Raw genomic sequence first — 24,171 nt, 5'->3', positions numbered from 1 at the left:
CTGGTGTCACTCAAGCCATGAAGACGTGCCGACGTGCGGCCGTGGCCTCGAACTGCTCCAGACGCTGCTGCGCCAGGTCGGGTGCGGCGTCGCACATCGCCTGCAGCAGCACCATCGCCATCGCCATCGGCCCGGTGTGCAGGTCGAAGACGAGCTGGGTGCCGACCGCGGCGGGAAGCGTCACGTCGGCGGACTCGGCCACCGGGCTCACCGCCGAGTCGGTGATCGCGACCACCGCCAGGCCGGCCGCCTTCGCCTCCCGGACGGCCTCCACCGACTCACGCGGGTAGCGGGGGAGCACGATCGCCAGCATGGCACCGGCTCCGGCCGCGCGGGCCTGATCCAGCCGGTCCAGCAGGCCGGTGCCGCCGTCGTCGAGCACCCGCACGTCCGGGAAGACCTTGGCCGCGAAATACCCGAAGTACGCCGCCAGGGGCGCCGCCGCCCGCAGGCCGAGCACCGGCAGCACCGGGCTGCCGGCGAGCAGCGAGGCCGCGGTCTGGACGCTGTCCAGGTCGAGCAGCTGGTCGGCCAGGCGCCGCAGGTGCTCGGTCTCGGCGTGCACCGCGCGCTGCATCGCGTTCTGCTCGGTGGTCTCGCCGGGGCCGGCGCCGGCCAGCGCGCGCAACTCCCGGCGCAGCGCCGGGTAGCCGGAGTAGCCGAGCGCCATCGCGAACCGGGTCACCGACGGCTGGCTCACCCCGGCCAGCTCGGCGACCTCGGCGGCGGACAGGTAGGCGGCCTTCTCGGCATGCTCCACCAGGCAGTGCGCGATCCGCCGCTGGGTCGGCGTGAGGCGTGCGCCCTGGAAGAGGTCGAGTACCCGTCCAGCGGTCTTGACCACTCCGTCATTCACGCAAACAGCTTATGCATAAAAGATTTCAGAGAGCTAGACCCTTCACCCGGAGCAACGAGCCGGTGACACCGGCGGCAAGCCCCGTTCGGATTCGTTCGGAATTCGTCTACCAGCATGAATGCGCTGCCAGGCTGCACCGGAACCGAACGCAAGGAGAAGAACCCCATGAAGAAGCGCACGATCCAGGCGGTGCTCGTCGCCGGCGCCGCCCTCGCCTCGACCCTGACCGTCGCCGGCAGCGCGCAGGCCGTCCCGACCGGCTGCAAGCTCAACGTCACCCGCAACTGGGCTCAGGAGATCTGCACCGGGGGCAGCGGGTACCACTCGATCAACGTGCAGTGCAAGAAGATCTCCGGGCTGGGCACCACGACCTACTGGCGCAGCAGCGGCAAGATCCGCTACTACGACGACGCTCTGGTCTACTGCGACGGCATCACGCACTGGACCACCGGATCGGTGCAGCGGCTGCACACCAACAGCTGACGCGACCTCCCCGTGGACACGAAAAGGCCGGCGTTCACACGCCGGCCTTTGTCACGCGTACCAGAAGAGGCAGAGGAACAACGTCAGATCAGCAGCGGGACTCGCCCGCCGTCAGGTTGACCGGGGTGTCGGTGACCGGAGCGGCCTCGTCGAGGCTGGGGGCGATCGACGCGGGCGGGACCGGCGCGGCCGCCGCGGACGACGCCGCCGCGGCGGAGGAGGCCGCCGGGCTGGACGGAGTCGCCGACTTCGCCGACTTCGCGGCCGGGGAGGACGCCTTGGCCACGGATCCGGTGGACGACGAGCCGGACGAGGTGGCCGAACCGGACGAACTACCACCGGTCAGGCGGACGCTGGTCTTCTGGATCGAACCCGGGCTCATCTTGATGCCGGACAGGGTCGCCGTGTTGCCGTTCACGTCGGTGACCTTGAGCTTGTACGGGCCCGCGCCCGCCCCGGCGTCGATCAGCCAGTAGTTGTAATCGGTGCGGTAGGTGCTCTTGAAGACGCCGTTCGCGCCCGCCACCTTGACCGACTTCAGCAGGTTGCCGTGGTTGTCGATACGGGCCGCGAACCAGAAGTTCGACGCGCCCTCCTTGATCCGCACGGTCATGCCGGACGGCACCGACGGGTTGCTGACCAGCTTGTACTTGACGGCGATGATGCCGTCGATCTCCGCGCCGATCTTCTTGAAGGCGGTGCGGCTCAGGTCGATGTGGCCGGCCGGGCATTCGGGGCAGGAGTCGAACACCTTGACGCGGACCTTGCCCTTGGGGCCGCTGACGTCGAGATAGCTGCCGCAGGCCGCGCCCTCGGAGTACTCGGCCGGGCCGAGGGCGACGTAGAGGTCGTCGGCGGGCGTTTCGAACGAGCAGTTTCCGGAGCTGCCGGCCAGGTCGTAGAAGGTGGCCTTCCCGGATTTGGTGGTGGTGCTCGGGGGTGCGGCGCAGGCCGAGCCTCCGGTCTGCAGCAGCATGGCGACGCCGATGATTCCGGCGAGAACGGCGGCTCCGCCGGCGGCGAGCCATCGGGCGGGGAACGGGCGTCGATGAGCACTCACGATCAGGGATACTGCTCGGTGCCACCGGTATCGGCAAATTTCCTAAGGCTTTCGTAAGACAGTTACCTCGATAGGTATAAGTGGCCCCGAATGGGCTAGTCCAGAACGGTCAGGGAATCGCCGACCCGGACGAGCGCGATTTCGCCGGCGGCGAGGTCGGGGATGATGTTCACGGCGAACATCAGGCCGTTGCCGGATCGCCGGTGCTTCCCCAGGATCTTGAGAGGCTGCCGTCCGGTCTCGCCGGTCTCCTGGTCGATGGTGGTGACACGGCAGCGGTCGCAGGGTTTCGCCACCCGGAACGTGACGTCACCGATGCGGATCCGGCTGCCGAGCCACGCGTCCTCGGCCCACGCGGGCGCGTCGCTGACCTCGATGTTGGGGCGGAACCGGTGAATCGGGACGGGAGCGTCGCCCGCCTCGGCCAGCCAGCCGTTGAGGGCGTCGAGCGACGCGGTGTTGCCGAGCAGCACGGGGTACCCGTCGGCGAGGCTGACCCGGTCGCCGGGCTCGCCGAAGTCGGTGTCGACGGCACGGGTGGTGGGGTCGGACTGCCAGACGAGGCGGGCGTCGCGGCCCAGGAAGCCGCTGATCCACTCGCTCTCGGCGACCCGGGCCGGGACCGGGGTCTTGCTCTTGAAGACGCGCACGGCGATCTTGAGGCCGTCGGCGGGCTCGTCCAGATCCAGGCCGGGGAGTCCCGGTGCGGACAGCTGGAGGCCACCGGGCCGGGGCCGGGCGGTGAGCTGGGTGAGGCGGGCGGTGTCGCGCTGGGTGATGCCGACACCGTCGGCGTCGACGACCATCCAGCGGCGGTCGCCGGCGAGCCCGTGCGGTTCGACGCGGGCCTCGTCGTGGTCCAGGCGATGACAACCTTTGACGGGGTACGTGTGAAGCGCCGTGATCCGCATTTCCCCAGGTTCGCACAACGGCTGTGGCGGGCGCCGGGACACCGCCTCCGGTGACATTCGGATTGCTCGATCTAATCTGGTCGGATGATTGCACGGGTATGGCGGGGCTGGGTGGCGACGGAACGCGCCGGTGACTATGTGGCGTACATCGAGCGGACCGGTCTCGCGGCGTACCGGGGGACGCCGGGGAATCTGGGCGCGCAGATGTGGACCCGGGACCTGGGTGACGGCCGCAGCGAGGTGACCACGATCAGCTGGTGGAGGTCGCTGGAGGCGGTCCGCGGGTTCGCCGGTGACGACGTCGGGCGGGCGGTGTTCTTCCCGGACGACGACGGTTTCCTGCTGGGCCGGGAGGTCACCGTGACACACCACGAGGTCGCCCGCGACCTGGGTTAGCCCTCGTCGGGGTTGCGGGGCGTGCGGACCACCGCCACCGGGCAGGCGGCGTGGTGCACGAGGTGCTGGCTGACCGAGCCGAGCATCAGCCCGGCGAAGCCGCCGCGGCCCCGGCTGCCGACCACGATCAGCTGGGCCTCGCGGGACCGTTCGGTGAGCACCCGGCGGGCCGGTCCGGGGACGGTCTCGTGCCGGCCGGGCCCGGCCGTGGGGTCGTCGAGGGCACCGGAACCGGCGTGCACGGTGACGAGCTCGGCGCCGCGCAGCCGGGCCTGTTCGGCGGCGAAGGCGACGGTGGCGGCGGAGTGCGGGGAGCCGTCGACGCCGGCCACGACCGGACCGGTGTCGCGGGTCTCACCGCGGACCACCAGCACCGGGCAGGTCGCGTCGGTGACGACCTGGATGACGACGGATCCGGCGAGGAGCCCGGCGATGGCGCCCATGCCGCGGTCGCCGAGGACGATCAGGGCGTCGTCGCGGACCGGGTCCCGGGCAGCGTCCCGGGCTGCGGCCAGCAGCACCTGGGCGGGGGAGCCGGCGACCAGTTCGGTGGTGACCCGCAGGGCCGGCACGGCGGCGCGGGCGGCCCGTTCGGCGAGGACGAGTTCCTCCTCGGCCTGCTCGGCGAGGACGGACGTCGACGGGCGGGCGACACCGCCGGGACCGCCGATCTGCACGGTGGACCAGACGTCGGCGCGGACGATCCGTAGTGGACCGCCGCGCCGGGCGGCTTCGCCGGCGGCGACGACGACGGCGTCGAGGCTGCGGGGGGATCCGTCGATGCCGACGATCACGGGAGAGGTCATGGGGGTCACCTCCGGGTGCTCGGATCATCGATCCTGTCACGCCGGGGCCCGGGCGCGCGCCCCGGTGTCATCGGGTTCGACGCCCATCACACCGTTCACCGGTGTCGATGTCCAAAAACGACTCGGGTTTCGATCGGCGGGGCCGAGAACGGCTCCCCTGACTGCCCCCTGATACACCTCAGGCCCGATCGTGAGAACGGGCCTGAGAACACGTCTGGTGCGGAAGAGGGGACTCGAACCCCTATAGCCCCCCTGCTCAGGGGGTCAAGCTGCCTGTCGACCTGCCCATACGTCCCCGTCGTTCCCCGCTGATTCCCGTTGTTCCCCTACGGATTCCCCTACGGATTCCCCTACCAGAGACCCGAAGTCGACCATGGCCAGGGACTTCGACACCGCCACGATGATGTTCTCGCCGATCACCGGGAGCAGGTGTCCGTACATGTCGCTCGTGACCACGATCGAGCTGTGCCCGAGGCGACGCTGGATGCCCGTCAAGGGGACGTTGTCAGCGATCAGATGCGATGCGTGCGTGTGCCGCATGTCGTGGATTCTCACCCCCTCCAAGTCGGCCGCCGCGGTGGCTCGTAGCCAGACGCTCTTCCAGAACTTGCGCTGTCGAAGCTCGCGCCCATCCGGCGCGGTGAATAGCCATGCGTCCCGGTGGCGCATGGAAACCACCGGCACCAGCATGTCGGCGACCTCCTGAGGGAAGGTGACCGACCGGCGCGAGTGCTTCGTCTTCGGCGGCCCAACCACCAGAGGCGAGCCACCGGTCAACTCGTGGCGGGTCTGCTCGACTCGCAGCACGCGCGCCAGGACGTCGACGTCCTTCACCCGCAGCCCTGCCGCCTCCGACCATCGAAGACCGGTAGCGATCATCAAGACCGCCTGGGGCCGCCAGTGGGCAGGAAGTGCGGCGACCAGCCGGCCGATCTCAGCCTCGGTGAGGTACCGCTGCTCTCGGAGATTCACCCGTGGCAGACCGGTCCTATAGCACGGGTTCTGCCGGATCAGCTTGTCGTCGACTGCGGCCTGCATCAGCGCGTACAGCACGCCATGCGCGTTGCGGACCGTCTTTGCGGCCAACGGCTGGCGGACCGTTTCGTCGTCGGGTTCTGGCTCTTCCTCGCCAAGTCCCGCGCTGCCGGTGAGTATGCAGGTTACCCAGCTCCGGACAACCAGCCGGGTGATCTCCTCGAGGCGGTATTCGCCGAGAAGCGGGATGATGTGGTTCCTGAGCCGGGCTCCCTCACTCTTGACCGATCCTGGCTGGAGGCTGGTCTGGTGAGTTTGCCACCAAAGCGGAGCCCACTCGCCGAGTAGCATCCGGCCGCCGCGCGGGTCGACATAGGTGCCGGTGATCTGTTCAGCTTCGAGTACCTTTTTGACCTTGGTGGCCGCCGTCTTGGTCGGAAACCCGGCCTGGATGGTGGTCTTCTTGCCATGAACCAGGTCGCGGATGCGGTAGGTGGGTCCGTTCTTCTCGACCCACATGGTCAGCCCTCCGTGCGCTTCGGCGCGACGTCGATCATGTCCTGCCAGGTCTGCAACCGTCGCAGCTTGTCCTCTTCTCGACGCTGGCGAAGCTTCTGCAGCATCACCTGCTTGAGATCGTCATCGACGGGCGCTCGCATAATCAGCGCGACCTCCTCATCCTGCTCAACGGCAGTCGCGTCGTCGGTCTTGCTGCTGGCTGCACGCAGAGCGTTCTCGGGGTCGTCGCCGAGCGCCAGGGCGATGCGGCGGACGCTGTCGATCGTCACACCGACGTCACCCTTGATCCATCCGAAGATGGTGGCGCGGTGAATATTCGATTCTCGAGCGAGCTTCGCGACGCTCCAGCCGGGCCTCTTGGTCATGCGGCGGAGGTAGGCAGGCCAGTCTTCGGCCGGCACGGATGCGTCGCTCATAGGCGCACGGTATGCGGTATCTGAGCTGCATGAATAGTTTCGCGGGCGTCGCCTTTTGGCGTCGCTCTGATGCGTCGCCTGTCTACGACGGTGCTTCTGCGTGCTCGATAGAAAAGCCCCGGTCCTGCGTTGTGCCATGACTTCAACCCCCTTGAATAACGTCGCTCTAGTGCGACGGTACCGGCCCAAAGGTCGTGATCACATCTCATCCGTTCGGTCATAGACGTCGCCTTCAGGCGTCGCCCCTTGCGTCGCCTACAGGCGACGGTCTACGTTCGTGACCATGGAAGCGACGACAAAAAGCGACGCACCGTCGCCTGAGGGCGACGATGTGACCGCCCGGCTCCGCGTCGAGGAATACGACCGGCTCGCCGAGCAGAAGGGCATCACCACGATCGTCGCGGCCGCCAAGCTGCACGGACTCAACCGCGCCCTGCTGTTCGGTTACCGCTCCGGTCGCAAGAGTCCGCACCTGTCGACCGCAATGAAGATGGCCGCCGACCTGGACACCACGGTCGAGAAGATCTTCGAGCTGCGGCCGGACGGTGAGGACCGTGGCTGAGGGCCTGCGCAACGTCAAGGAGGCTGCGGCCTACCTGGGCATCTCGCCGAAGACTCTCTACGCGATGACCGCCGCTCGCTCGGTGCCGTTCACCCGGCCCGGCGGTGGGAAGCACATCCGCTTCAGCCAGGCGCACCTCGACGCGATCGTCGCGGCGGGTGAACAGCAGGTGATCCAGCCGCCGGCACTGCGCGTTGCCGGCACTGCGGCACGGCTTGTGGGCACGCACCCGCCGTCCGGGCCGCACACGCCCCCGCCGCCGAGCGGACCGAAAGTCCCCCGGCCTCAGCCGGGCTCGGCGAGCACCGACACGGTCCCGCCGACCTGCCCGACGCCGCCGTACCCGCGGCCCTCGGCCCGACGGCCGGTCACCTCGCCGACGGTGCCGCCACCCCTGCCGCCGATGTCGCCCGAGCGCCCCAAGGGCCGGCTCGCGGCTTCCTGAAATAGCTGCGCGCTCCCGGCTGCAACCGAGAGCGCGCTGATCACCGGATCACCAACCGCGAAGAAAGGCATCCGATGAACGACACGACTCTACCGACCCACAAGCCCGCAGCCGAGCTCACGCCCGGCACCTGGGCCGCCGAGATCCTGGACGGCGACCCGTGGGGCGGGCCGAAGCACGCCCGGGTCCTCAGCGCCCACCCGTACACCGACTCGATCGACACCAAGCGGGTGCTGCTGGTCGTCGCCGAGTCCGACACGGTCGCGCCCAAGTCGGTCCGGCTCGCGGCCGACACGCCGGTCCGACTGCTGACCGAGGCGGAGCGCGCCGAGGCACGCAGGCAGGCCGACCGGGACAGGTTCATCGACGGCCTGCGGGAGTTCGCCGATTGGCTGCAGGCGAACCCGTGGGCGCCGATCACGCGGGACAGCGGTTTCGTCCAGGAGGCCCGGCTGCAGATCGACCTGCACGGTGCAGACGAGGACGCCACCGCCGAGACTGTCGCCCGGGTTCGCGGGTTCGCCGACCGGCTCGGCGTGAAGATCCGCGAGAACCTGGACGACCGGACCGACGCGAGCGCCACGATCGGTTCCGTCGCGTACTCGGTGATCGCCTGGCACCGTGATGGCCGACCGGCCGAGCCGGAGCCGGAGCCGGAGCCGGAGCCGGAGCCGGAGCCGGAGCCGGAGCCGGAGCCGGAGCCGGAGCCGTCGCCGGAGCCGGAGCCGGAGCCGGAGCCGGAGCCGTCGCCCGAGGCGGTGGCCGACCTGGCCTCGATCCATGAGACGGCTGGCGAGATCCGCGACCTGGGCCTGACGTACTCCCGCGAGGACGACAACCCGCAGATTATCCGCCCGACTTCGCCCCGGGTGCCGGCACACTGGGCCGCGCAGGTCAGCGGCGGTGAATTCGTCGACGAGACCGAGAAGGCCCGGCACTTCAAGGCTCGTGGGTGGAAGGGCGAGGACCCCGGCACCTGCGGCGTGGAGTGCGCGTGCGGCGTCGGCTTCGACGGCTTCGACAGCCTCGCGGAGGCCGACGAGCTGCTGAAGGGCCACATCGCCAACCCGGTCGACGCGGGGCCGGTGACCGTCTACTTCAGCTTCGGCCACGGCCAGACCGACCCGGACACGGGCAAGGACCTGCTCAACCGCTACGTGACCATCATCGGCCCGTCGCACGAGGCCTGCCGCGAGGCGATGTTCGCCAGCCGGTTCGGCAACCGGTGGGCGTTCGACTACATCGCGGGCACGCCCGTGGCCGACGAGTGGATTCCGCGCTGGACCGAGCACGAGCGGATCGACCTGACCGCCGAGACGGTCGCGGCCGAGCTGGTCGACGACGGCCCGGTCTGCCTTGGCACGATCGACGGCTTCGAGGCGGACTGCGGCTCGGCCACCGCGCACGGCCGGCACTCGATGTCGGTGGGCGGTACCCGCTGATGACCCACCGCCGCCGTCACTCCCTGGTGCTGGAGCCGCCTGCACCGTTGGCCGCCTCGGGCCCGTGCAGGGCAAAGCGCCTGGCCGAGCTGACCCTGCCGCCGGACCCCCGGCGGGCGTACGCGCCGGAGTGCCCCTCGCTGGCCAGCCGGCGCGTCCAGGTCGGCCTGGACATCGTCGCCAACGTCTGCCTGTGGCACTCGCTGCGCGCGACCCAGCAGCTCGACGCCTACCTCGTCCGCGTCTCCACCTGATCTCCCCTCCGGCCGGGCCCCGCGAGGGGGTCGCGGTCCGGCCACCGCCCGGGGCGGGCGCGACTTCCCCGCCGCCCGCCCCGGCACCCCTCTTCCTTCTCCTTCTCACCCGGAGCTTCCAGTGCAGATCCGCATCCACGTCGACGGGCTCGACGGCATCGACCTCGCCACGGTGGTCAACACCGAGGCCTACTACGACGACGAGCGGGACGAACGCGTCCCGGCCGCTCGCACCCTCGGCGAGGTCGTCGCGGAGAAGATCTCCGCACGGCTGACCGCTGATGATCAGTGGCCGACTCTGCGTTCGCGGTTCCTGGAGCTGCGCGACGAGGCGATCCGCGAGGCCATCGTGCCGATCGTCCAACAGGCCATCGCGCAGCCGCTGACCAAGACCAACACGTACGGCGAGCAGACCGGCCAGACCATCACGATGACCGAGCTGATCATCGAGGAAACCACCAAGTACCTGAACAAGCCCGCCGACAGCTACAGCCGCAACGGCGAGACGACCCTGCAGAAGTGGCTGCGCGATCAGGTCGCCACCGTCCTCGGCAAGGAGCTGGCCGCGGTCATGGCCGCCGAGAAGGCCAAGGTCGTCGACGCCGTCCGAGCCAAGGCCGCCGACCTGATCGCCGAGGCGATCAAGCAGGGCCTCGGTGCCCGGTGACCACGACCGTCCGCCCCGCCGACACCGGCGAGATCGCCCGCGACATCGCCGAGATCCACCGGGTGGTCCACGAGGCCACCCAGGTACTGCCGACGGTCCCTCCGCGGACCACGCACCGGCGGCCGGCGCCGTACATCGGCCGGCACCGCGTCCAGGAGCCGCCGCGGGACCTCGTGACCGAGCGGCGGGCTCGCGGGTTCCACTCGGCGCTCGTCCGGTCGCGGTCCGCGCTGCAGGTGCTGCGCCGCGGTGGTGCCCAGTGAATAACTCCGACGAGCGCGACTTCCTCGAGGAGAACGCCAACCGGGCCGAGATGCAGGAGCCCGACCACTGCATCCCGGCCGACTGCATCCAGTGCTGGTGCTGCTGCCCCCGCATCCACGACGGTGCCGGCACCGTCCCGAACGCCGGGAGCGCGTCGTGATCACGATCGAACCGACGCCGGTGTACGTGTCCCGGTTCCCGACCTGGGACGCCACCAGAACGCGCCTCGGTCACTGGGACTGGCGGGTCACCGACGGCCACACCGGCCCGGTACTCGCCTCCGGCACCGCCCACACCCGGCGCGGCGCTGACCGGGCGATCGAGCAGGCGTTCCGCAGCTACCGGTTCGTCCGCGGCGACCACCGCGGTGACCGGCCGGTGCTGCGCCCGCTCGACCAGTTGGGCGCCTCCCTGCTGACCTGGCGGCTGCAGCTGCGCGGCGTGGCCGTGACGGTCCGGGTCGACGGCCCGGGGCACGTGGTGCTGTGGCCGGTGTTCGCGCTGACGCCCGAGCAGGAGGCGCTGACGCTGCACCTGGTGCTGCGGGCCACAGACGCACCGGTGCGCTGGGCGGGGGTGGCCTGATGATTCGCAGCCTGCTCTACGCCATCATCTGCGACCTCTGTGGCGCCGAGTTCAAGCAGCGCGGGGCCAACCAGTTTCTGCTCGAGGACACCGCACGTCAGAGCGGATGGTGGTTCCGCCGGCGAAAGGACGGCCAGTACGCCAGGCGCGGCGGCAAGGACTACTGCCCCAGCTGCGCCAGGACGGCCGGGTTCACGGTGGCGGGCGGTGACGCCCGATGAAGGCCAAGCACCAGGTCATCCGCTGGGAGAACCCGCCGCCCTCGAAGGTCACCGTGCCCGCGGGCCGTCAGCCGGGATCGCAGTACGACGACATCGCCTCACTGCTCCGGGACGAGCCGGGGCGGTGGGCCGTCATCCACGAGTACAAGGAGAAGGCCCGCGCCACCAGCGCCTCCACCACCGTCAAGCAGGCCCAGGTGCTGTGCTTCGCTCCGGCCGGCTCGTTCGAGGCCGTGGTCCGAAGCATCAACGGCGTCTCGGTGGTCTACGCCCGCTTCCTCGGGGGTGGTGGCCCGTGGTGATCTTCCCCGGCTGGCGGCTGGTGGGCCTCGCGCTGCGGTGGGCCCGGCGGCAGGCCGACATCCACCGCGAGGCGATCGACGACCAGGGCCACATCGACGAGTGGGTGTGGCGCCGTGAGGGCGTACTCGTCGCGCTGACCCGGCTCGACGACGACACCCTCACCCTGACGATCAACCTCGACCCGAGCGCCGAGATCACCACCGAGGACCTGACGGCCCTGCAGATGCTGCAGATCCTCGGCGGCCTCGCCCTGGTGCCCCGCGAGATCGCGCACGCCCCGGACGAGATCTACGCCCGGTGCGTGGTCTGCCGCGGCCTGGCCGTCTGGGCCGACGGTCACGAGTTCTGGCACGGCCGGTGGACCCATCTCGCCCACCCTGGCCCAGACCTGGCGGACTGGCACCTGGCCATCCCGGCGCAGGCCGACGGGTGCCGCTGCACCTGGCTCGGTGTCGGCACGCCGGCGCACGAGCGGTCCGGCCTGTGCCTGCCGGAGGTCGCGGCGTGACCGAGCAGAAGATCAGCGCACGGCGGGTCACCCCGACCGCCGTGCGCGTCCTGCCCGCCGACGCCAGCCGTGAGGCCTGGCTCGCCGCCCGGCGCGAGGGCATCGGCTCGAGCGACGTCGCCGCGATCCTCGGCGTGGCCGACCGCAACACCGCGGTACACGTCTACCGCGACAAGCGCAGCGAGCTGGTCGACGACGCGGGCGAGGCCGCGCTGTGGGGCCACCTCCTCGAGGAACCGGTGGCCCGGGAATGGGCGCGGCGCCAGCGCTCGGTCGTGCAGCGCGTCGGCCTGGTCGCCCACCAGGACGAGCCGTGGATGCGGGTCAGCCTGGACCGGCAGGTCCTGGAATGCCCGATGGACCGATCGGTGCGTACCCGGTGCGCGCTGGAGGTGAAGTGCCGCAGCGCGTTCAAGGCGCAGCGGTTCGCCAACGCCAGCGTCCCAGACGACGTGCTCGCCCAGACCGTGTGGCAGATGGCCGTAACCGGCTACGACCACATCCACGTAGCCGTGCTGATCGGCGGTAACGAGCTGCGGCTGACCACAGTCTTCCGCGAGGCCGAGCTGGAGGCGTTCGTGGTCGGCGAGGTGCGCCGCTTCCGCACGGAGAACCTGCTGGCCGATGTCGAGCCGGAGTGGGACCTGTCCAAGGCACAGGCGCTGATCGACATGGACTCGCTGATGCACCCGGCGCGGGTCGGCGAGCTCGACCTGTCGGAGATCGACGCGGTCATCGAGTACGCCGAGCGGTCCGCCGCGAAGGGCGCGGCCGAGAAGGCACTGAAGCAGTCCGCCGCCACGCTGCGGCGGCTCGCGGCCGGCGCCCAGCTCGTCAAGTTCGCCGACGAGCTGGCCTACGAGTACACGCCGGTCACCAAGCGCACCTGCGACCTCGACGAGCTGCGCGCCCGGTTCCCCGAGGCGTACGCGGCCTGCGTCACCGAGAAGACCCACGACCAGATCCGGATCTCGACTGAGTTCCGGCGACTCTCTGGAGGTGCCAAGTGAGCCTGCGCGAACGCGCGGCCTCTGCCGGCCACGACGACCAGCCGTCCGACACGGCACCCGCGGTATCCGGCCCGGTGTCCGAACCGGACGTGCTGCCGGACATCGAGTACACCGACCCGATCACCGACGTCGATCAGGTGCCGGTGCACATCGCGTGGACGCGGGTGATGCGCGACGTCAAGGCGGTCCGCAAGGACAAGGTCGCGGACATCAAGACCGACAAGGGCGGCTACCGGTTCAACTTCCGCGGCATCGACCAGGTGCTCAACGCAGTCGGCCCGGCCCTGCGTCGCCACGGGGTGTCGGTGCTGCCGGTCGACATCGACCTGACCCGCTCCGGCGGGCGGATGACCGAGTCGCTGGTCAAGGTGACCTACGAGATCACCGGCCCGATGGGCGACACCAAGACCGTCAAGTCCGCTGGCGAGGGCCTGGACGTCGGTGAGCGAGGGCTGGCGAAGGCGCTGACGACGGCTTACCGGAACCTGCTCATCGTCGCGCTGACGATCCCGACCGATGACCCGAAGCTCGACCCGGACCGGGTGAACGTCGAGCGGCCCGAGCCGATCACCGCTGACCCGAACGCCTACCGAGACGAGATCACCAACCCGCACACGTCGCTCGGCCGTCTGCGACAGATCTACGGCGAGCTGGGCCAGCACCGCATCGCGGGCGCAACGGTCGTCAACGAGGTCGGCGACGACGAGGTGCTGGGGAAGCTGTACCAACGGATCGTGGCGGAGCGCCGCGCGGTCGGCGGTGACCAGTGACCGCCGTCATGCACTCGCCGTTCGCACCGGCGGACCCATTCACCACGGCTGACGCCGCGGGCCTCGCCTCCGCGCTGCGGGTCGTCGCGGACCCGACCCGGCTGCGGATCCTCGCGCTGCTACACCGGCACGGGCCGCTACTCGTCACCGAGCTGGTGCCGGACCTCAATCTCAGCCAGGCGACCGTCAGTCACCACGTCAAGGCGCTCACCGCGGCCGGCCTGATCCGTGAGGAGCCGGTGAGCGGCGCCCGGGAGATCGTCGTCGATGCGGTCCGCGCGCTCGTCCAGCTGATCGACCCGGCCCGGGATGGCCATCGATGAGGCCGCTGCGGGTGGTCGGCCTCGATCTGAGCCTGACCGGCACGGGCATCGCCGCGACGCACACCGGCGAGGGCACGCCGCGGCTGTGGTGTTCGACCGTCACGCCGCGGCGCCGCCCGACCCTGACGCGCATCGATCACGAGCGGCTGCACGAGGCGGTCAGCGTGGTGATGGGCGCGGCCCGGTGCCGGCCGGACCTGGTGGCGATCGAAGAGCCGCTGGTGACGGGCACCGGGAACGTGCCGCTGCGCCTGGCCGAGCTGCACGGGGCGGTCAAGCACTGGCTGTGGTCCAGGAGCATCCCGTACGTCGACGTGCACCCGTCCAAGGTCAAGACGTACGCGACCGGCAACGGCGGCGCGAAGAAGGACGTCGTCCTTGCATCGATGATCGCCACGTACGGCACGGTCGGCGAGCACGGCGTGCACATCGGCTCCGACGACGAGGCCGACGCGCTGTCGCTGCTCGCGATGACGCTCGATCAATACGGACAGGCGCTCGTCGACCGGCCCGAGTCGCATCGACGCGCGTTGTCCGGGGTCCGGTGGCCGCTGATCGATCTGGCCGATCGGGCGGTGGCCTGATGTATCAGGTCGAGAGTCACCGCCCGACACCGGTCGATGCCGTATTCGTCCGTCCCGCGCGGGTGCTGGATCAGCTCCGGGCGGAGGACGTGGCCCGGCTGCGTACTGACCTGCGCGGTGCCCGTGAGGCCCGGCTGATCGACCACATCGCCGAGCTGGAACACCGGCTGGACGAGGCCCGGCACGCCGCCCCCGGTCCCGATTCCGGTCGGGGGTGGCTCGTCGCCCGCCGACCGATCGGGCGATGCCCGCGGTGCTCGGACCCGCTGGTCCGCGGCCAGGCGATCCAGCCGTGCGGGGCCGAGGGCCGTTGGGAGCACGTGCACTGCCCCGATCCGCCTGGCTGATGAGCCCGCCGCCGAGCGCCCGTCAGGGTGCCGCCCGTCATGGACCGGGTGATCGGAAGCGCGGGTTCGAGTCCCGCCGGCGGCGCTGCACCACCCCCGATCTCTTCGAGCAAGGAGCACCACCCCAGATGACCGCAGTGAAGCTGAAGGGCACGTTCTCCAAGAACGAGCGCGACTCGAACGGCCTGGAGGACATCTCCCTGGACCTCGTGAAGAACGAGTTCGCCCGGTACGTCGTCGTCGGCATCGTCGAGCAGCACAAGGTGACCAAGGAGCCCGGCGAGGCCCCGATCCCGACGGCCCGGTTCGTCGCGATCGAGGTCGCCCAGGACGCCGACGAGGCCGTCGCGCGCGGCATCCTCGACCGTGCGCGGAAGGGCCGCGGCCTGGCGGACATCGCCGACACGCTGTTCACGGTGCCGCGCGACGGCTACGACTTCGACGGTGCCGACGGCGAGGGCTCGCCGGTCGAGTCGAAGACCAGCGCGGAGCTGGACGGTCAGGAGGAGCTGCCGATCCGGACCGGGCCGGACGGTGACTACCGGGTGCCGCCGCCCAGCGCCGAGGAGCTCGCCGCCGAGCAGGCCGAGAACGAGGAGCGCGAGCGGATCGCGGCCGCGAACGAGGCCGAGGAGAAGCGCGGCCGGATCAAGGCGAAGCGCGCCGAGGCCGATGAGTCCGTCCCTGCCGCGACGTTCTCGGGCGGTGCCGCGTGATCGGCATGGAGAGCGTCGACACCGCTACCCACATCCGGGCCGCGGCTCTGGAGCTGGCCGCCGGGGTTTTCGACCGCGACACCATCATGGTTCCCGCGACCCGGGCCCTGCCCGCAGCCGAGGAGATCGTCGAGACCGCCCGGGTCTTCGAGGCGTACCTGCGTGGCGAGACGGGCGACGCCCCGGCTCCCACGGCGCGGCCCGGTGGCCCGATCGGGCTGACGCTCGGCGAGTTCGTCGGCCTGCTCGCGGGTCCGGCCCGCGACGAGCCTGACGCCGACGATCTGGATCACCTGGCGAAGTGCTCCGGCTGCAGGCAGCGTGCCATCGCCCAGGGGAAGCCGGTCCCGCCGTGGCTGGGTGGCCGCTCCGGTGGCTGATGCCTTCCGCCGCCTCGCCCTGGTGTCCGCCGTCGCCGCTCCGGCCGCGGTGGACACCAGGGCGCTGCTCACCGCGCTGACCGCGGGCTGTGCGCTCGCGACCGTCGCGCTGTGGCGGTGGGGCTGGTGACACCGCGCCACCGCCTGATCGACCGCCACCGCGCGAGCGCCGCGCTGTGGCAGGTACTGCCGTCTCCAAGCCGCTCGGAAGGAAGACCGATGAACGCCCCCTCCGGCATCCCGAACCTGGCCGAACTCGACGCCGTTCAGCGGAACGTCATGGCTGTCAGCCGCCGGGTTGACGAACTCGTACGTGCGAAGCGCCCCGCGACCGGCGACCAGGTGGCCGATGTGCTCGCCTTGGCATCCGGGCCGGTCGTCGATGCCATGATCTCGCTGAGTAGGCGCGGCGAGGAGGCCGAGGCGGCGATCGCACTCGGCGCCGAGATGCTACGTCGCCTGCAGTCCCCCGGACGCGCTGCCCAGGTGGGCTACGAGCAGGCGATCGCCACGCTGCGCGACGTCGCTCAGCGCACCAGCAGCCCGGCCGCGACATGGGCCGCCGACTACCTCGCGGTCGACCCGGACCGGCAGTCGCCGGCCGCGAAGGGTGGCCGTGATGCGTGACCGTCTGCGCTACCGGATCGCCCGCGCCCTCAACCGCCTGCCGAGCCAGTGCTCCGTCGACCTGGCGCTGTGGGCGACCAGGGCCACCCCGCGAACCTCGCCCTGGTCGCCGATGTCGCGCGGCTGCCAGGCCATGTGCGTCACCGAGACCTGCCGGGCGATGGCCGACCGGATCGAGGCGTCCGGCGACACGCCGGGGGCCACCGCGACGGGTGGCGAGCCGCGTGGGTGACTCCATCACAACCCGGCTCGGGCTGCCGTACGCCCAGCAGCCCGAGACCCGGGCCGCCGCGGTTGCTTACCTCGCGCGCACCAACAACGCTGATCTGCTCGAGGTTCTCGGCCTGATCGATGCCGAGCCGTCCCAGTTCGCCGAGGACGGCCGGCGGCTCTGCCCGGCCTGCGAGAAGCCGCTGCCGGGCGACGGTCGGGCGGGGTGCCGTCGCAACGCGTGCGAGGTCGGCCCGGCAGCCCGCGGGGTGACGCGGTGATCCCGGTGACCGCCGAGATGCAGATGGCCGGCTACCGGGCGGCACGGTCCTGGGCGCTCGATCACCACCACCCGCAGCCCGACGACCGCATGGTCGACGCCGCCGTGACCGCGGTGCTCGCGATCGTCGAGCGCCAGCTGGTCATCGCAGCGCCGGACCGGTGCTCGGCCTGTAGCCGGTCCGCCCGCCACCTCACCCCGGTCACTGAGCTGGTCGACGGCCGCACCACGGTCGTCGCCCGGCTCGGGCCGTCCTGCCACCGCGACCACCTGCGGGCCGGTCACGGCCGCCAGGCGCTCCCGATTGGTGGTGGCGCGTGAGGGAGTGGACCCGAAACACGATCGGCAGCTGCGAGCCGTGCGGGAAGGTCAACTACGCCTCGCGGAAGGCTGCACGCCGTGCCGGCCGCGACTTTCACCCGGGGCAGCACATCGCCGCCTACGCCTGCCCGTCCGGCCCGTTCTGGCACCTCGGCAACCTCACGCCGGGTGTGATCTGCGGCCGGGTCAGCCGCGGCCAGGCGTACAAGCGGGCGTCATGACCCAGCAGCCGCTCATCCCGCGCCCGCCCGGTCAGCACGGCCGGGCGGGCATCTGGTCTCGCCTCAAGGACACCCAGGGCGCCATCGACCAGGCCGCCTGGACGCATCACCGCGACACCCGGCAGCACGTCGGCCTGTGTCACTGCGGCCAGCCGCTGCACCCCGGCGAGCCGTACAAGGCCGGCCCGCGCGACGAGTACCCGGCGATGTGCGCCAGTCGGCACGAGGTCGTCGCGCACGGCCCCCGCCCCTCCAGAAAGACGAAGGATTCAGCATGAGCGACGACCCCGAAGCCCGGCTCGCGTACGGCATCACCCTCTACAGCGGCGAAGCCGCGCGTGTCGCGGAGGTCGGCAAGTGGGGCGAGATCACCGTCGGCTGGTACGACAGCGACGCCGGTGGGCTGTCCGAACAGTTGTTCAGCCGCCTCTACGACCTCATCCCGGACGCCCCGGCCCTCGAATACGCATGGCAGAAGGAAGACCCCGCCCGCGACCACTGGGGCGTCGACCTCGTCCGGTCCGGCACCTGGGATTACTCGGGCTGGATCCTGGTCGCTACTCGCGGGCCGGGCGAGACCTACCCGTACGCGTCCGTCGAGTGGTCCGACGTCATGGAACTCGACCTCGACGCCCTGGCCCACGAGGACCGACTGCCCGACTGGGACGCCCGGATCACCGCTGCGATCACCGCGCTGGAAATCACGCCGACCCAGACGACGCCGAAGTGGCTGGTCTTCCCCTTCTACGGCTGACGCGCCCCGCCCCAAATCCCCACCCGCACCACCCGAGAAAGGGTCACACGACCATGGCCCAGCACAACGCCGGCGACACCGTCGAGCAGATGCACGCCACCGTCCGAGAGTGGACGGAGCTGCTGGCGCGCATACGCTTCGGCACGGTCAAAGTCGCTGGTAAAAGCCTTGCCGGAGCGCGTATCAAGGCCGTCGCCTACCGGCTGGCCAACTACGCCGACAGCGACGGCACCCGGGTACGCCCCGGCATCGCCCGGGTCGCCGTCGATGTCGAGGTCGACTACCACACCGCCCGCCGCGTCATCGCCCTGCTCCGCAAGCTCGGCCTGCTCCGCCTCGTCCGCGCCGGCGGCCGCAAGGGCGTTGACGAATTCCGGCTCACGCTGCCCGTCGACCTGCTCGACCGCGACGACCTGGAGGTGTGGTCCCCGTCCCGCCAGCGCCTCGAAATCGAGCGCGTCAGCGGGTCCCACCGGGGCACGCCGAAGGGTCCCGAGGGGCCGGGCGGTGGCGAATCAAAGGTCCCTGAGGGATCAGCGAACGACACCGGATCGCTAGTCCCTGAGGGATCAGCGATCGAGGACGAGGACACCGGTTCGCTGATCCCTGAGGGATCAGCACAAGGCCCCGAGGGGGTAGCGATCGCTGATCCCTCAGGGACCACGAAAACCCCGATCGCTGATCCCTCAGGGACCCGATCGCTGATCCCTCAGGCACCACTTACCCACCATGACCTAGACACAACTACGACCCACCAACCGGCAGACGAGGTTCGTACGGCCGTCACCGATTCGCGCGTGACCGGCCCCGCGACGAACCCCGATTTTCCGACTCGTCCCCAGCGATGCGATCACGGCTTGCCCGGCGGCCACCGCCGTGACGGCAAGCTCGCCTGCGCCCTCTGCCGCGTCGCCGCCGATCGGGCTACTGCCGGACCGCCCTCCGCCCCGGCGCCCCATACGCCCCTCGCCGACGTCATCCAGTTCCAGCCCCGGAGGGTCTCGTGATCCGCATCCGCACCAAGCTCGACGCCCAGCTCGTTCACCGCGCCCTGCGCACCGCCTCCGGCCTCACCCCGGCTCAACTCGCCGAACGGCTGAGGATCTCCCAGAACACGGTCCACACCCGCGAAGCCGGCCGAAGCGGATTCAGCATCGAGGCCCTCGCCGATCTCGGCGAACTTTTCGGGTTCGACTTGGTGCTCGTACCCCGGCGCGACGCCGATCAGGGTTGCTGCGAGCACTGCCGCCGGGCAGCCGCGGTGGTCGAGGAGCGCCGGGACTGGCGGGCCAGGTCGCAGCTCGGCGGCGCCTGGAACGCGCTGTACGACGGGATCGCCGCGGCCCTGGGGCGGCGCGCGTGAGCGACCTGATCTGCGTAATCTGCGAGCAGCCCACCGCGGATGGGTACGGCTGCCACCGGTGCGCGACCCGGCGGGCCGAGCTGCTGCGCGAGATCGCCGACATGGTCACCGCGGCCCGGGACGAGGCCCACGGCGTCGCCCAGCACGGCGGCTCGGTCGGTGGCGGGGGCAAGCCCGGCTCGCGGCCACCGCTGGACTTCACCGCGACCGCCAAGCTTGACGGGGTGCAGAACGAGATCACGACCTGGCTGCGGCACATCGGCGAGACGCGCGGCCCTCACGTCGTTGCTGAGGCGTTGAACCCCCGTTTGCACCCCGACCCCCTCGGGAGGGCCTGTCTGGCGCTGAGCCGCAATCTGGAGTGGGCTAGACACCGCCCTGAGATCAACGATCTTGTGGCCGACGTGGACGCCGCGCACCGCATCGTCCGGGGAATCGCCCGCGGGCCAGCCGCACAGCGGTACCTCGGGCCATGCGGGGCCGTTCGCATCATCGAGCGGTCCCAGCTCAGCGCGCCGCCCGGAGCGCACCTGGTCGAGGCCGCGATGTGCAGCGATCCGTGCGAGGGCGACGTCTACGGGCCCGACGGCGGTCGTCTCGGCTGGTGCCGGACCTGTGGCGAGGCGTACGACCAGGGCGAGCGGCAGGCTGAGATGGCCAAGCTGACCCACGGCAAGGCCTACCAGGCCCAGCACATCGCCGCTGCTCACGGCATCTCCGCCGACACCATCCGGAGCTGGGCCCGCCGCGGCCGGCTGCGGTCCTGGTGGTGGGACGGCGAGGAGATGCAGCTCTGGATCGATCCCGCCGTCGCGAAGGGCCTGAATGACGAGCAGCGCGCCGCCCGGGAGGCGGAGATCGAGGCCGAGATCCGGGTGCGCGGGCCGCGGCTGCACGTCGTGGCCGACGTCCTGGAGCTGGCCGAGCAGGTCGCCCAGCAGCGTGCGGCGGCCGAAGCGAGACGAGCGGCGCAGACCGCCGAGATGGGAGTGTGACGCGCATGGCGAGAGACCCGATGTCCGACGAGGATTTCCGGGGCGAGGTGTGCACCTGGCTGAAGGCCAACGGCATCGACCCCGATCAGGTGCCGTCCGACCCCGGTGCCAGCATCGGAGATGATGGGCAGCTTACGATCCGGCGAGCGGTGACCAGCCCACTGACCGGCGCGTGGCAGCTCGACCCCGCCAACCCGAACCGTGTGCTAACGCAGGTCCTCACCGTGCGGGTGCTGGTCGAACCGTCAGCCGACGTGGCCGAGTGGCTGTGGCCCAAGTGCCCGACGTGCGGAAGGTGACCACCATGGACGACCTGATCGCGTTCCTGCGCGCCCGACTCGACGAGGACGAGCGGGTGGCGCAAGCATCCGATCCGGGGCCATGGGAGGTCGGTCCCAGCTTCGGCGGGAAGGATTCACGGGTCTACGTCCAGGAGACCGACCATCCAGGAATCGACACCATCGGTACCTGTGTCATCGCTGGCCAGGTCGCTAACAAGACTCGATTCAGAGAGAACGCCCAGCACATCGCCCTCTGGAATCCAGCCCGTGTGCTGGCCGAGGTCGAGGCCAAGCGGCATTTGCTGGACGCCATTAGCACCCTCAAGCGGTCCACCAGCCGGGTAGAGCGGGTCGACCAGCACGGCCGGCCCGGCGCCTGGAACGCGCGTCCGACCGGACCGGACCCGCGTGCGCTGCTCCTGCCGCTGCTGCTCCTGCCGTACGCCGGCCACCCGGACTACCGCGAGGAGTGGCGTCCCGCACCCGCTGCTTGACGGTCGCCGTCAAGGGTGCAATGCTCTGGCCGTTGCTGACGAACGCTGCCCGGAAACGGGAAGCGCGTCGGTTCAGACCACGATCAAGGCCCTCGCTTCGGCGGGGGCTTTCGTCGTTTCCGGGGGGGTGCGGTGGCTGTCCGGGTGTGCGCCTGCGTGGGATGCGCGGCGCACCCCGGCAGCTGTCCCGAACTCGTCGGATCCCGGCACTGCGGGCCGTGCGCCACCGAGCGCGAGAAGGCGCGAGGCAGCAGGCAGCAGCGCGGGTACGGGCCTGAGCACGAGGCGGTACGGGCGCGGCTGATCGCCCGGTTCATCCCCGGTGCTCGGTGCCCCAAGTGCGGCACACCGATGTGGGATCCCGACCAGCTCGACGCCGGCCACAGCATGGACCTGCGTGATGACCCGACCGCGGTGGCCGACCAGCTCGAACACCGAGGATGCAACCGCGGTTGGAGACGAGACGAGGCGCGAGGGGCCGGGCGGACCGGCCGGTCGCACGGGTAAATGGACGAGCACCAGATCCGCCCCTCGCGCCTTCCCCGCCACCGTCACGGCACGTGACGAGGGGTGGGGGGTGACCCCCAAGGCGCCAGAGCCGCCGGACCGCCGGGGAGGGCTCTCTCCGGTCGGCCAGGTTGAAGAACTTCGGTTCGTCACGCAAGGTGACGGCCACCGACGCCGCGCAAGGCGGCCGAGGAGATCGCAATGCCCGGACCACCCCCGGATCCCGAGGCTCTGCGCCGGGACCGAAACTCCGACGAGGGCTGGCACGTCCTGCCTCTCACTGGCCGTCCCGGCCCGGCGCCGGACTGGCCGCTTACGCCAGCGTCGAACCGGGAGAGTCACCACTGGGTGCGCCTCTGGAAGACGCCACAGGCCACCCGCTGGGAGGTGCTCGGCCAGCATGTTCAGGTCGCCATGTACGTGCGCCGCCTGGTCGCCCTCGAAGACCCCGACGCGACCGCGGCGCTCGGCAACCACGTGATCCGGCTGGAGGAGGCTCTCGGGTTGAGCATCCCCGGCATGCGCCGCAACCGGTGGCAGATCGGCTCGCAACAGAGCATGCAGCCCGCACCGCCGCAGGCACCGACCGGCACCGACGGGGCGCCAGCCGCGCCCACCAGCTCGGCGCGCGGCCGCATGCTGCGTGCCGTGCCGAACGATGGAGCCTGACCGGTACGTCGTCGACTTCCTGACACTGTGGATCGTTCCCGACTGGATCGAACGGCACTGCCCGCAGCCCGACCGGTTCGGCCGCGGCGGGCCGATGCGGCTGTACGAGAAGCAGCTCTGGTGGACGGTCAACCACTACCGGGTCAAGCCGACGGCGCTGTGGGTACCAGAGAACCCGATCCTCGGCCCGGCGTTCCACTACCGCCGATCCCAGATCATCGGGCCGCAGAAGATCGGCAAGGGGCCATGGACGGCAGGTATCTGCCTGGCCGAGGGCGGCGGCCCGGTGCTGTTCGCTGGGTGGGCCGAAGTGGGCGACGTCTACCGGTGCGAGGACAACGGCTGCGGCTGCGGGTGGGTGTACCACTACGAGCCGGGCGAGCCGAAGGGCATGCGCTGGCCGACGCCGCTGATCCAGATCACGGCGACGTCCGAGGACCAGACGGACAACATCTATCGGCACATCAAGGCGATGATTCGGCTCGGGCCGCTCAGCGACCTGATGCGCGTCGGCGAGGACATGGTCCGGATCGGTCTTGAGGGCGAGATCGACACGGTCACGACCGGTGCACTGTCGAAGCTCGGGAACCCGGTCACGTTCGCAGCGCAGGACGAGACGGGTCTCTACAACGACAGCAACAAGCTGCGGAAGGTCGCCGAGACTCAGCGCCGCGGTGCCGCTGGCATGGGCGGCCGGTCGATGGAGACGACGAACCCCTTCGACCCGGCCGAGGATTCGGTGGCTCAGCGGACGTTCGAGTCTGCGGCGGAGGACGTGTTCCGGTCGTACGAGCCGCCGCCGGCGAACCTGTCTTACCGCAATAAGCGAGAGCGGCGGAGGATCCACGCGTTCAACTACGCGGGGTTCCCGCACGTGAACCTTGACAGCATCGACGCTGAGGCGGCCGAGCTCGCGGAGAAGGATCCAGAGCAGGCCGAGCGGTACTACGGCAACCGGATGGTCTACGGCCAGGGCACCTGGCTGGACGGCGACAAGTGGCAGGCCCGTGCGGTCACCGTGCCGCGGCTCGTCCCGGCCGGCACGGCGGTGGTCCTCGGGTTCGACGGTTCCGACGTCGACGACTGGACCGGGATCCGGGCCGAGACCGAGGACGGCTTCCAGTTCACCCCGACGTACGGGCCCGACCAGCTGCCGACCATCTGGAATCCGGCCGAGCACCGTGGCCAGGTGCCCCGTCTCGAGGTCGCCGCGGCCGTCGACGAGCTGTTCGCCCGGTACACGGTGGTCCGGATGTACGCGGACCCGCCGGACTGGAAGAGCGAGATCGACGCATGGGCTGCCGAGCACGGCGAGAAGGTCGTCATCCGCTGGGAGACCTACCGGCTGACGCAGGTCCACTCGGCGAACGAGCGGCTGCACAAGGACGTCACCAAGGCCGACGCCACGTTCACGCACGACGGCTGCGGGCACACGTTCACACACGTCAAGAACGCCCGGAAGCTGGCCCGGCCCGGGAAGCGGTACATCCTCGGCAAGCCCAGCCAGACCCAGAAGATCGACCTGGCCATGTGCTCGGTGCTCGCCCACGAGGCCGCCGGCGACGTCACCGCCGCGAAGGCCTGGCCGAGCCCGGCCGATGACCTGATCTACACCGCGTCGACGACGCGCTACGGCCGGAGGTGAG

The 24,171-nt window shown here is 70.6% G+C and carries 41 protein-coding genes and 1 pseudogene; 36 read left to right on the top strand and 6 right to left on the bottom strand.

What is annotated here, in order from left to right:
- Window positions 1–10 precede the first annotated feature (10 nt).
- The gene (locus tag WH85_RS35215) at window positions 11–856 is read right to left on the bottom strand and encodes a MurR/RpiR family transcriptional regulator (protein ID WP_045746433.1); all 846 of its coding nucleotides are present in this window, start codon (window positions 854–856) and stop codon (window positions 11–13) included.
- Window positions 857–1,021: 165 nt separating this feature from the next.
- On the opposite strand from WH85_RS35215, the gene WH85_RS35210 reads away from it, so the two are divergent.
- On the top strand, window positions 1,022–1,339 hold the full coding sequence (locus WH85_RS35210; protein WP_157411408.1) for a hypothetical protein: 318 nt from the start codon (window positions 1,022–1,024) through the stop codon (window positions 1,337–1,339).
- A gap of 88 nt (window positions 1,340–1,427) precedes the next feature.
- On the opposite strand, the gene WH85_RS35205 is transcribed toward WH85_RS35210, so the two are convergent.
- Together WH85_RS35205 and WH85_RS35200 are read right to left on the bottom strand one after the other, a co-directional pair.
- On the bottom strand, window positions 1,428–2,399 hold the full coding sequence (locus WH85_RS35205; RefSeq protein WP_052721024.1) for an expansin EXLX1 family cellulose-binding protein: 972 nt from the start codon (window positions 2,397–2,399) through the stop codon (window positions 1,428–1,430).
- A 95-nt stretch (window positions 2,400–2,494) separates the two neighbouring features.
- A complete protein-coding gene (locus WH85_RS35200) occupies window positions 2,495–3,310 on the bottom strand; it encodes an MOSC domain-containing protein (RefSeq protein ID WP_045746430.1) in 816 nt (271 codons plus the stop codon).
- Window positions 3,311–3,394: 84 nt separating this feature from the next.
- Between WH85_RS35200 and WH85_RS35195 the strand changes: the two genes are divergently transcribed.
- Window positions 3,395–3,706: an antibiotic biosynthesis monooxygenase family protein gene (locus WH85_RS35195; protein WP_045746429.1), complete on the top strand. Its 312-nt coding sequence runs from the start codon at window positions 3,395–3,397 to the stop codon at window positions 3,704–3,706.
- Here the strand turns inward: WH85_RS35195 and WH85_RS35190 are convergent.
- The 3 genes from WH85_RS35190 to WH85_RS35180 form a co-directional block, all read right to left on the bottom strand.
- On the bottom strand, window positions 3,703–4,512 hold the full coding sequence (locus tag WH85_RS35190) for a universal stress protein (RefSeq protein ID WP_045746428.1): 810 nt from the start codon (window positions 4,510–4,512) through the stop codon (window positions 3,703–3,705). The genes WH85_RS35195 and WH85_RS35190 overlap by 4 nt on opposite strands.
- Before the next feature lie 264 nt (window positions 4,513–4,776).
- Window positions 4,777–6,006: a tyrosine-type recombinase/integrase gene (locus WH85_RS35185; RefSeq protein WP_045746427.1), complete on the bottom strand. Its 1,230-nt coding sequence runs from the start codon at window positions 6,004–6,006 to the stop codon at window positions 4,777–4,779.
- A 2-nt stretch (window positions 6,007–6,008) separates the two neighbouring features.
- Window positions 6,009–6,422 carry a helix-turn-helix domain-containing protein gene (locus WH85_RS35180; protein WP_045746426.1) on the bottom strand — a complete coding sequence of 138 codons (414 nt, stop codon included), beginning with the start codon at window positions 6,420–6,422 and terminating at the stop codon, window positions 6,009–6,011.
- Window positions 6,423–6,705: 283 nt separating this feature from the next.
- On the opposite strand from WH85_RS35180, the gene WH85_RS35175 reads away from it, so the two are divergent.
- The 34 genes and pseudogenes from WH85_RS35175 to WH85_RS35020 all read left to right on the top strand — a co-directional run bounded on the left by WH85_RS35175 (window position 6,706) and on the right by WH85_RS35020 (window position 24,170).
- Entirely contained in the window at window positions 6,706–6,984 is a 279-nt protein-coding gene (locus WH85_RS35175) for a hypothetical protein (protein ID WP_157411406.1), read from the top strand.
- A complete protein-coding gene (locus WH85_RS35170; protein ID WP_045746424.1) occupies window positions 6,977–7,429 on the top strand; it encodes a helix-turn-helix domain-containing protein in 453 nt (150 codons plus the stop codon). Before WH85_RS35175 ends, WH85_RS35170 begins: the two co-directional genes overlap by 8 nt.
- Before the next feature lie 74 nt (window positions 7,430–7,503).
- Complete coding sequence (locus tag WH85_RS52485; RefSeq protein WP_052721023.1) at window positions 7,504–8,871, top strand: hypothetical protein; 1,368 nt, start codon at window positions 7,504–7,506, stop codon at window positions 8,869–8,871.
- A complete protein-coding gene (locus tag WH85_RS35160; protein WP_045746423.1) occupies window positions 8,871–9,125 on the top strand; it encodes a hypothetical protein in 255 nt (84 codons plus the stop codon). Before WH85_RS52485 ends, WH85_RS35160 begins: the two co-directional genes overlap by 1 nt.
- Before the next feature lie 121 nt (window positions 9,126–9,246).
- Entirely contained in the window at window positions 9,247–9,792 is a 546-nt protein-coding gene (locus tag WH85_RS35155) for a hypothetical protein (protein WP_045746422.1), read from the top strand.
- On the top strand, window positions 9,789–10,055 hold the full coding sequence (locus WH85_RS35150) for a hypothetical protein (protein ID WP_045746421.1): 267 nt from the start codon (window positions 9,789–9,791) through the stop codon (window positions 10,053–10,055). The genes WH85_RS35155 and WH85_RS35150 overlap by 4 nt, the downstream gene beginning before the upstream one ends.
- Window positions 10,052–10,216 carry a hypothetical protein gene (locus WH85_RS50965; protein ID WP_157411405.1) on the top strand — a complete coding sequence of 55 codons (165 nt, stop codon included), beginning with the start codon at window positions 10,052–10,054 and terminating at the stop codon, window positions 10,214–10,216. Before WH85_RS35150 ends, WH85_RS50965 begins: the two co-directional genes overlap by 4 nt.
- On the top strand, window positions 10,213–10,641 hold the full coding sequence (locus WH85_RS35145) for a hypothetical protein (RefSeq protein WP_045746420.1): 429 nt from the start codon (window positions 10,213–10,215) through the stop codon (window positions 10,639–10,641). The genes WH85_RS50965 and WH85_RS35145 overlap by 4 nt, the downstream gene beginning before the upstream one ends.
- On the top strand, window positions 10,641–10,862 hold the full coding sequence (locus tag WH85_RS35140; protein ID WP_045746419.1) for a hypothetical protein: 222 nt from the start codon (window positions 10,641–10,643) through the stop codon (window positions 10,860–10,862). Before WH85_RS35145 ends, WH85_RS35140 begins: the two co-directional genes overlap by 1 nt.
- Complete coding sequence (locus WH85_RS35135) at window positions 10,859–11,164, top strand: hypothetical protein (protein ID WP_045746418.1); 306 nt, start codon at window positions 10,859–10,861, stop codon at window positions 11,162–11,164. Before WH85_RS35140 ends, WH85_RS35135 begins: the two co-directional genes overlap by 4 nt.
- The gene (locus WH85_RS51840; RefSeq protein WP_045746417.1) at window positions 11,158–11,673 is read left to right on the top strand and encodes a hypothetical protein; all 516 of its coding nucleotides are present in this window, start codon (window positions 11,158–11,160) and stop codon (window positions 11,671–11,673) included. Before WH85_RS35135 ends, WH85_RS51840 begins: the two co-directional genes overlap by 7 nt.
- Window positions 11,670–12,683, top strand: coding sequence for a YqaJ viral recombinase family nuclease (locus WH85_RS35125; protein WP_052721022.1), 1,014 nt, complete (start codon window positions 11,670–11,672; stop codon window positions 12,681–12,683). The genes WH85_RS51840 and WH85_RS35125 overlap by 4 nt, the downstream gene beginning before the upstream one ends.
- The gene (locus tag WH85_RS35120; RefSeq protein WP_052721021.1) at window positions 12,680–13,453 is read left to right on the top strand and encodes an ERF family protein; all 774 of its coding nucleotides are present in this window, start codon (window positions 12,680–12,682) and stop codon (window positions 13,451–13,453) included. The genes WH85_RS35125 and WH85_RS35120 overlap by 4 nt, the downstream gene beginning before the upstream one ends.
- A complete protein-coding gene (locus WH85_RS35115) occupies window positions 13,450–13,776 on the top strand; it encodes an ArsR/SmtB family transcription factor (protein ID WP_052721020.1) in 327 nt (108 codons plus the stop codon). The genes WH85_RS35120 and WH85_RS35115 overlap by 4 nt, the downstream gene beginning before the upstream one ends.
- The gene (locus WH85_RS35110) at window positions 13,773–14,360 is read left to right on the top strand and encodes a crossover junction endodeoxyribonuclease RuvC (protein WP_045746415.1); all 588 of its coding nucleotides are present in this window, start codon (window positions 13,773–13,775) and stop codon (window positions 14,358–14,360) included. Before WH85_RS35115 ends, WH85_RS35110 begins: the two co-directional genes overlap by 4 nt.
- Window positions 14,360–14,707, top strand: coding sequence for a hypothetical protein (locus tag WH85_RS35105; RefSeq protein ID WP_045746414.1), 348 nt, complete (start codon window positions 14,360–14,362; stop codon window positions 14,705–14,707). Before WH85_RS35110 ends, WH85_RS35105 begins: the two co-directional genes overlap by 1 nt.
- 7 nt (window positions 14,708–14,714) lie before the next feature.
- Window positions 14,715–14,792: pseudogene (locus WH85_RS50960) on the top strand.
- Window positions 14,793–14,835: 43 nt separating this feature from the next.
- Window positions 14,836–15,423, top strand: a complete 588-nt coding sequence (locus WH85_RS35100) for a hypothetical protein (protein WP_045746413.1) — start codon at window positions 14,836–14,838, stop codon at window positions 15,421–15,423.
- A gap of 5 nt (window positions 15,424–15,428) precedes the next feature.
- Window positions 15,429–15,803: a hypothetical protein gene (locus WH85_RS35095; protein WP_157411404.1), complete on the top strand. Its 375-nt coding sequence runs from the start codon at window positions 15,429–15,431 to the stop codon at window positions 15,801–15,803.
- A complete protein-coding gene (locus WH85_RS50955) occupies window positions 15,796–15,933 on the top strand; it encodes a hypothetical protein (RefSeq protein WP_157411403.1) in 138 nt (45 codons plus the stop codon). The genes WH85_RS35095 and WH85_RS50955 overlap by 8 nt, the downstream gene beginning before the upstream one ends.
- 89 nt (window positions 15,934–16,022) lie before the next feature.
- Window positions 16,023–16,430, top strand: coding sequence for a hypothetical protein (locus tag WH85_RS35090; protein ID WP_157411402.1), 408 nt, complete (start codon window positions 16,023–16,025; stop codon window positions 16,428–16,430).
- Complete coding sequence (locus tag WH85_RS50950) at window positions 16,423–16,662, top strand: hypothetical protein (RefSeq protein WP_157411401.1); 240 nt, start codon at window positions 16,423–16,425, stop codon at window positions 16,660–16,662. Before WH85_RS35090 ends, WH85_RS50950 begins: the two co-directional genes overlap by 8 nt.
- Window positions 16,655–16,921: a hypothetical protein gene (locus WH85_RS35080; RefSeq protein WP_045746409.1), complete on the top strand. Its 267-nt coding sequence runs from the start codon at window positions 16,655–16,657 to the stop codon at window positions 16,919–16,921. The genes WH85_RS50950 and WH85_RS35080 overlap by 8 nt, the downstream gene beginning before the upstream one ends.
- Complete coding sequence (locus tag WH85_RS35075) at window positions 16,918–17,241, top strand: hypothetical protein (RefSeq protein WP_157411400.1); 324 nt, start codon at window positions 16,918–16,920, stop codon at window positions 17,239–17,241. Before WH85_RS35080 ends, WH85_RS35075 begins: the two co-directional genes overlap by 4 nt.
- The gene (locus WH85_RS35070; RefSeq protein WP_045746407.1) at window positions 17,238–17,462 is read left to right on the top strand and encodes a hypothetical protein; all 225 of its coding nucleotides are present in this window, start codon (window positions 17,238–17,240) and stop codon (window positions 17,460–17,462) included. Before WH85_RS35075 ends, WH85_RS35070 begins: the two co-directional genes overlap by 4 nt.
- The gene (locus tag WH85_RS35065; protein WP_045746406.1) at window positions 17,459–17,740 is read left to right on the top strand and encodes a hypothetical protein; all 282 of its coding nucleotides are present in this window, start codon (window positions 17,459–17,461) and stop codon (window positions 17,738–17,740) included. The genes WH85_RS35070 and WH85_RS35065 overlap by 4 nt, the downstream gene beginning before the upstream one ends.
- Window positions 17,737–18,216, top strand: coding sequence for a hypothetical protein (locus WH85_RS35060; RefSeq protein WP_045746405.1), 480 nt, complete (start codon window positions 17,737–17,739; stop codon window positions 18,214–18,216). The genes WH85_RS35065 and WH85_RS35060 overlap by 4 nt, the downstream gene beginning before the upstream one ends.
- Window positions 18,217–18,269: 53 nt before the next feature.
- Complete coding sequence (locus WH85_RS50945; protein ID WP_045746404.1) at window positions 18,270–19,223, top strand: hypothetical protein; 954 nt, start codon at window positions 18,270–18,272, stop codon at window positions 19,221–19,223.
- The gene (locus WH85_RS35050) at window positions 19,220–19,579 is read left to right on the top strand and encodes a helix-turn-helix transcriptional regulator (protein WP_045746403.1); all 360 of its coding nucleotides are present in this window, start codon (window positions 19,220–19,222) and stop codon (window positions 19,577–19,579) included. Before WH85_RS50945 ends, WH85_RS35050 begins: the two co-directional genes overlap by 4 nt.
- On the top strand, window positions 19,576–20,574 hold the full coding sequence (locus WH85_RS35045; RefSeq protein ID WP_045746402.1) for a hypothetical protein: 999 nt from the start codon (window positions 19,576–19,578) through the stop codon (window positions 20,572–20,574). Before WH85_RS35050 ends, WH85_RS35045 begins: the two co-directional genes overlap by 4 nt.
- Window positions 20,575–20,594: 20 nt before the next feature.
- Window positions 20,595–20,873 carry a hypothetical protein gene (locus WH85_RS35040; protein WP_045746401.1) on the top strand — a complete coding sequence of 93 codons (279 nt, stop codon included), beginning with the start codon at window positions 20,595–20,597 and terminating at the stop codon, window positions 20,871–20,873.
- Between the two features lie 5 nt (window positions 20,874–20,878).
- The gene (locus tag WH85_RS47675) at window positions 20,879–21,349 is read left to right on the top strand and encodes a DUF6221 family protein (RefSeq protein WP_157411399.1); all 471 of its coding nucleotides are present in this window, start codon (window positions 20,879–20,881) and stop codon (window positions 21,347–21,349) included.
- A 708-nt stretch (window positions 21,350–22,057) separates the two neighbouring features.
- Window positions 22,058–22,525 (top strand): hypothetical protein, encoded by a 468-nt coding sequence (locus tag WH85_RS35025; RefSeq protein ID WP_045746399.1) that lies wholly within the window; start codon window positions 22,058–22,060, stop codon window positions 22,523–22,525.
- A complete protein-coding gene (locus WH85_RS35020; protein ID WP_045746398.1) occupies window positions 22,515–24,170 on the top strand; it encodes a hypothetical protein in 1,656 nt (551 codons plus the stop codon). Before WH85_RS35025 ends, WH85_RS35020 begins: the two co-directional genes overlap by 11 nt.
- Window position 24,171: the final 1 nt, after the last annotated feature.

The organism is Actinoplanes rectilineatus (assembly GCF_000962825.1).
Taxonomy (GTDB): domain Bacteria; phylum Actinomycetota; class Actinomycetes; order Mycobacteriales; family Micromonosporaceae; genus Actinoplanes; species Actinoplanes rectilineatus.
Note: the sequence above shows the minus strand (reverse complement) of the source record. Positions and strands in the feature narration are given on the sequence as shown.

What these genes read in the sequence shown, in the direction of transcription:
- WH85_RS35210 (WP_157411408.1), top strand. Translation starts at nt 1,022, where the DNA reads ATGAAGAAGCGCACGATCCAGGCGGTGCTCGTCGCCGGCGCCGCCCTC.
- WH85_RS35200 (WP_045746430.1), bottom strand. Translation starts at nt 3,310, where the DNA reads ATGCGGATCACGGCGCTTCACACGTACCCCGTCAAAGGTTGTCATCGC.
- WH85_RS35195 (WP_045746429.1), top strand. Translation starts at nt 3,395, where the DNA reads ATGATTGCACGGGTATGGCGGGGCTGGGTGGCGACGGAACGCGCCGGT.
- WH85_RS35190 (WP_045746428.1), bottom strand. Translation starts at nt 4,512, where the DNA reads ATGACCTCTCCCGTGATCGTCGGCATCGACGGATCCCCCCGCAGCCTC.
- WH85_RS35185 (WP_045746427.1), bottom strand. Translation starts at nt 6,006, where the DNA reads ATGTGGGTCGAGAAGAACGGACCCACCTACCGCATCCGCGACCTGGTT.
- WH85_RS35180 (WP_045746426.1), bottom strand. Translation starts at nt 6,422, where the DNA reads ATGAGCGACGCATCCGTGCCGGCCGAAGACTGGCCTGCCTACCTCCGC.
- WH85_RS35175 (WP_157411406.1), top strand. Translation starts at nt 6,706, where the DNA reads ATGGAAGCGACGACAAAAAGCGACGCACCGTCGCCTGAGGGCGACGAT.
- WH85_RS52485 (WP_052721023.1), top strand. Translation starts at nt 7,504, where the DNA reads ATGAACGACACGACTCTACCGACCCACAAGCCCGCAGCCGAGCTCACG.
- WH85_RS35160 (WP_045746423.1), top strand. Translation starts at nt 8,871, where the DNA reads ATGACCCACCGCCGCCGTCACTCCCTGGTGCTGGAGCCGCCTGCACCG.
- WH85_RS35140 (WP_045746419.1), top strand. Translation starts at nt 10,641, where the DNA reads ATGATTCGCAGCCTGCTCTACGCCATCATCTGCGACCTCTGTGGCGCC.
- WH85_RS35135 (WP_045746418.1), top strand. Translation starts at nt 10,859, where the DNA reads ATGAAGGCCAAGCACCAGGTCATCCGCTGGGAGAACCCGCCGCCCTCG.
- WH85_RS35110 (WP_045746415.1), top strand. Translation starts at nt 13,773, where the DNA reads ATGAGGCCGCTGCGGGTGGTCGGCCTCGATCTGAGCCTGACCGGCACG.
- WH85_RS35105 (WP_045746414.1), top strand. Translation starts at nt 14,360, where the DNA reads ATGTATCAGGTCGAGAGTCACCGCCCGACACCGGTCGATGCCGTATTC.
- WH85_RS35100 (WP_045746413.1), top strand. Translation starts at nt 14,836, where the DNA reads ATGACCGCAGTGAAGCTGAAGGGCACGTTCTCCAAGAACGAGCGCGAC.
- WH85_RS35095 (WP_157411404.1), top strand. Translation starts at nt 15,429, where the DNA reads ATGGAGAGCGTCGACACCGCTACCCACATCCGGGCCGCGGCTCTGGAG.
- WH85_RS35090 (WP_157411402.1), top strand. Translation starts at nt 16,023, where the DNA reads ATGAACGCCCCCTCCGGCATCCCGAACCTGGCCGAACTCGACGCCGTT.
- WH85_RS50950 (WP_157411401.1), top strand. Translation starts at nt 16,423, where the DNA reads ATGCGTGACCGTCTGCGCTACCGGATCGCCCGCGCCCTCAACCGCCTG.
- WH85_RS35065 (WP_045746406.1), top strand. Translation starts at nt 17,459, where the DNA reads ATGACCCAGCAGCCGCTCATCCCGCGCCCGCCCGGTCAGCACGGCCGG.
- WH85_RS35060 (WP_045746405.1), top strand. Translation starts at nt 17,737, where the DNA reads ATGAGCGACGACCCCGAAGCCCGGCTCGCGTACGGCATCACCCTCTAC.
- WH85_RS50945 (WP_045746404.1), top strand. Translation starts at nt 18,270, where the DNA reads ATGGCCCAGCACAACGCCGGCGACACCGTCGAGCAGATGCACGCCACC.
- WH85_RS35040 (WP_045746401.1), top strand. Translation starts at nt 20,595, where the DNA reads ATGTCCGACGAGGATTTCCGGGGCGAGGTGTGCACCTGGCTGAAGGCC.
- WH85_RS47675 (WP_157411399.1), top strand. Translation starts at nt 20,879, where the DNA reads ATGGACGACCTGATCGCGTTCCTGCGCGCCCGACTCGACGAGGACGAG.
- WH85_RS35025 (WP_045746399.1), top strand. Translation starts at nt 22,058, where the DNA reads ATGCCCGGACCACCCCCGGATCCCGAGGCTCTGCGCCGGGACCGAAAC.
- WH85_RS35020 (WP_045746398.1), top strand. Translation starts at nt 22,515, where the DNA reads ATGGAGCCTGACCGGTACGTCGTCGACTTCCTGACACTGTGGATCGTT.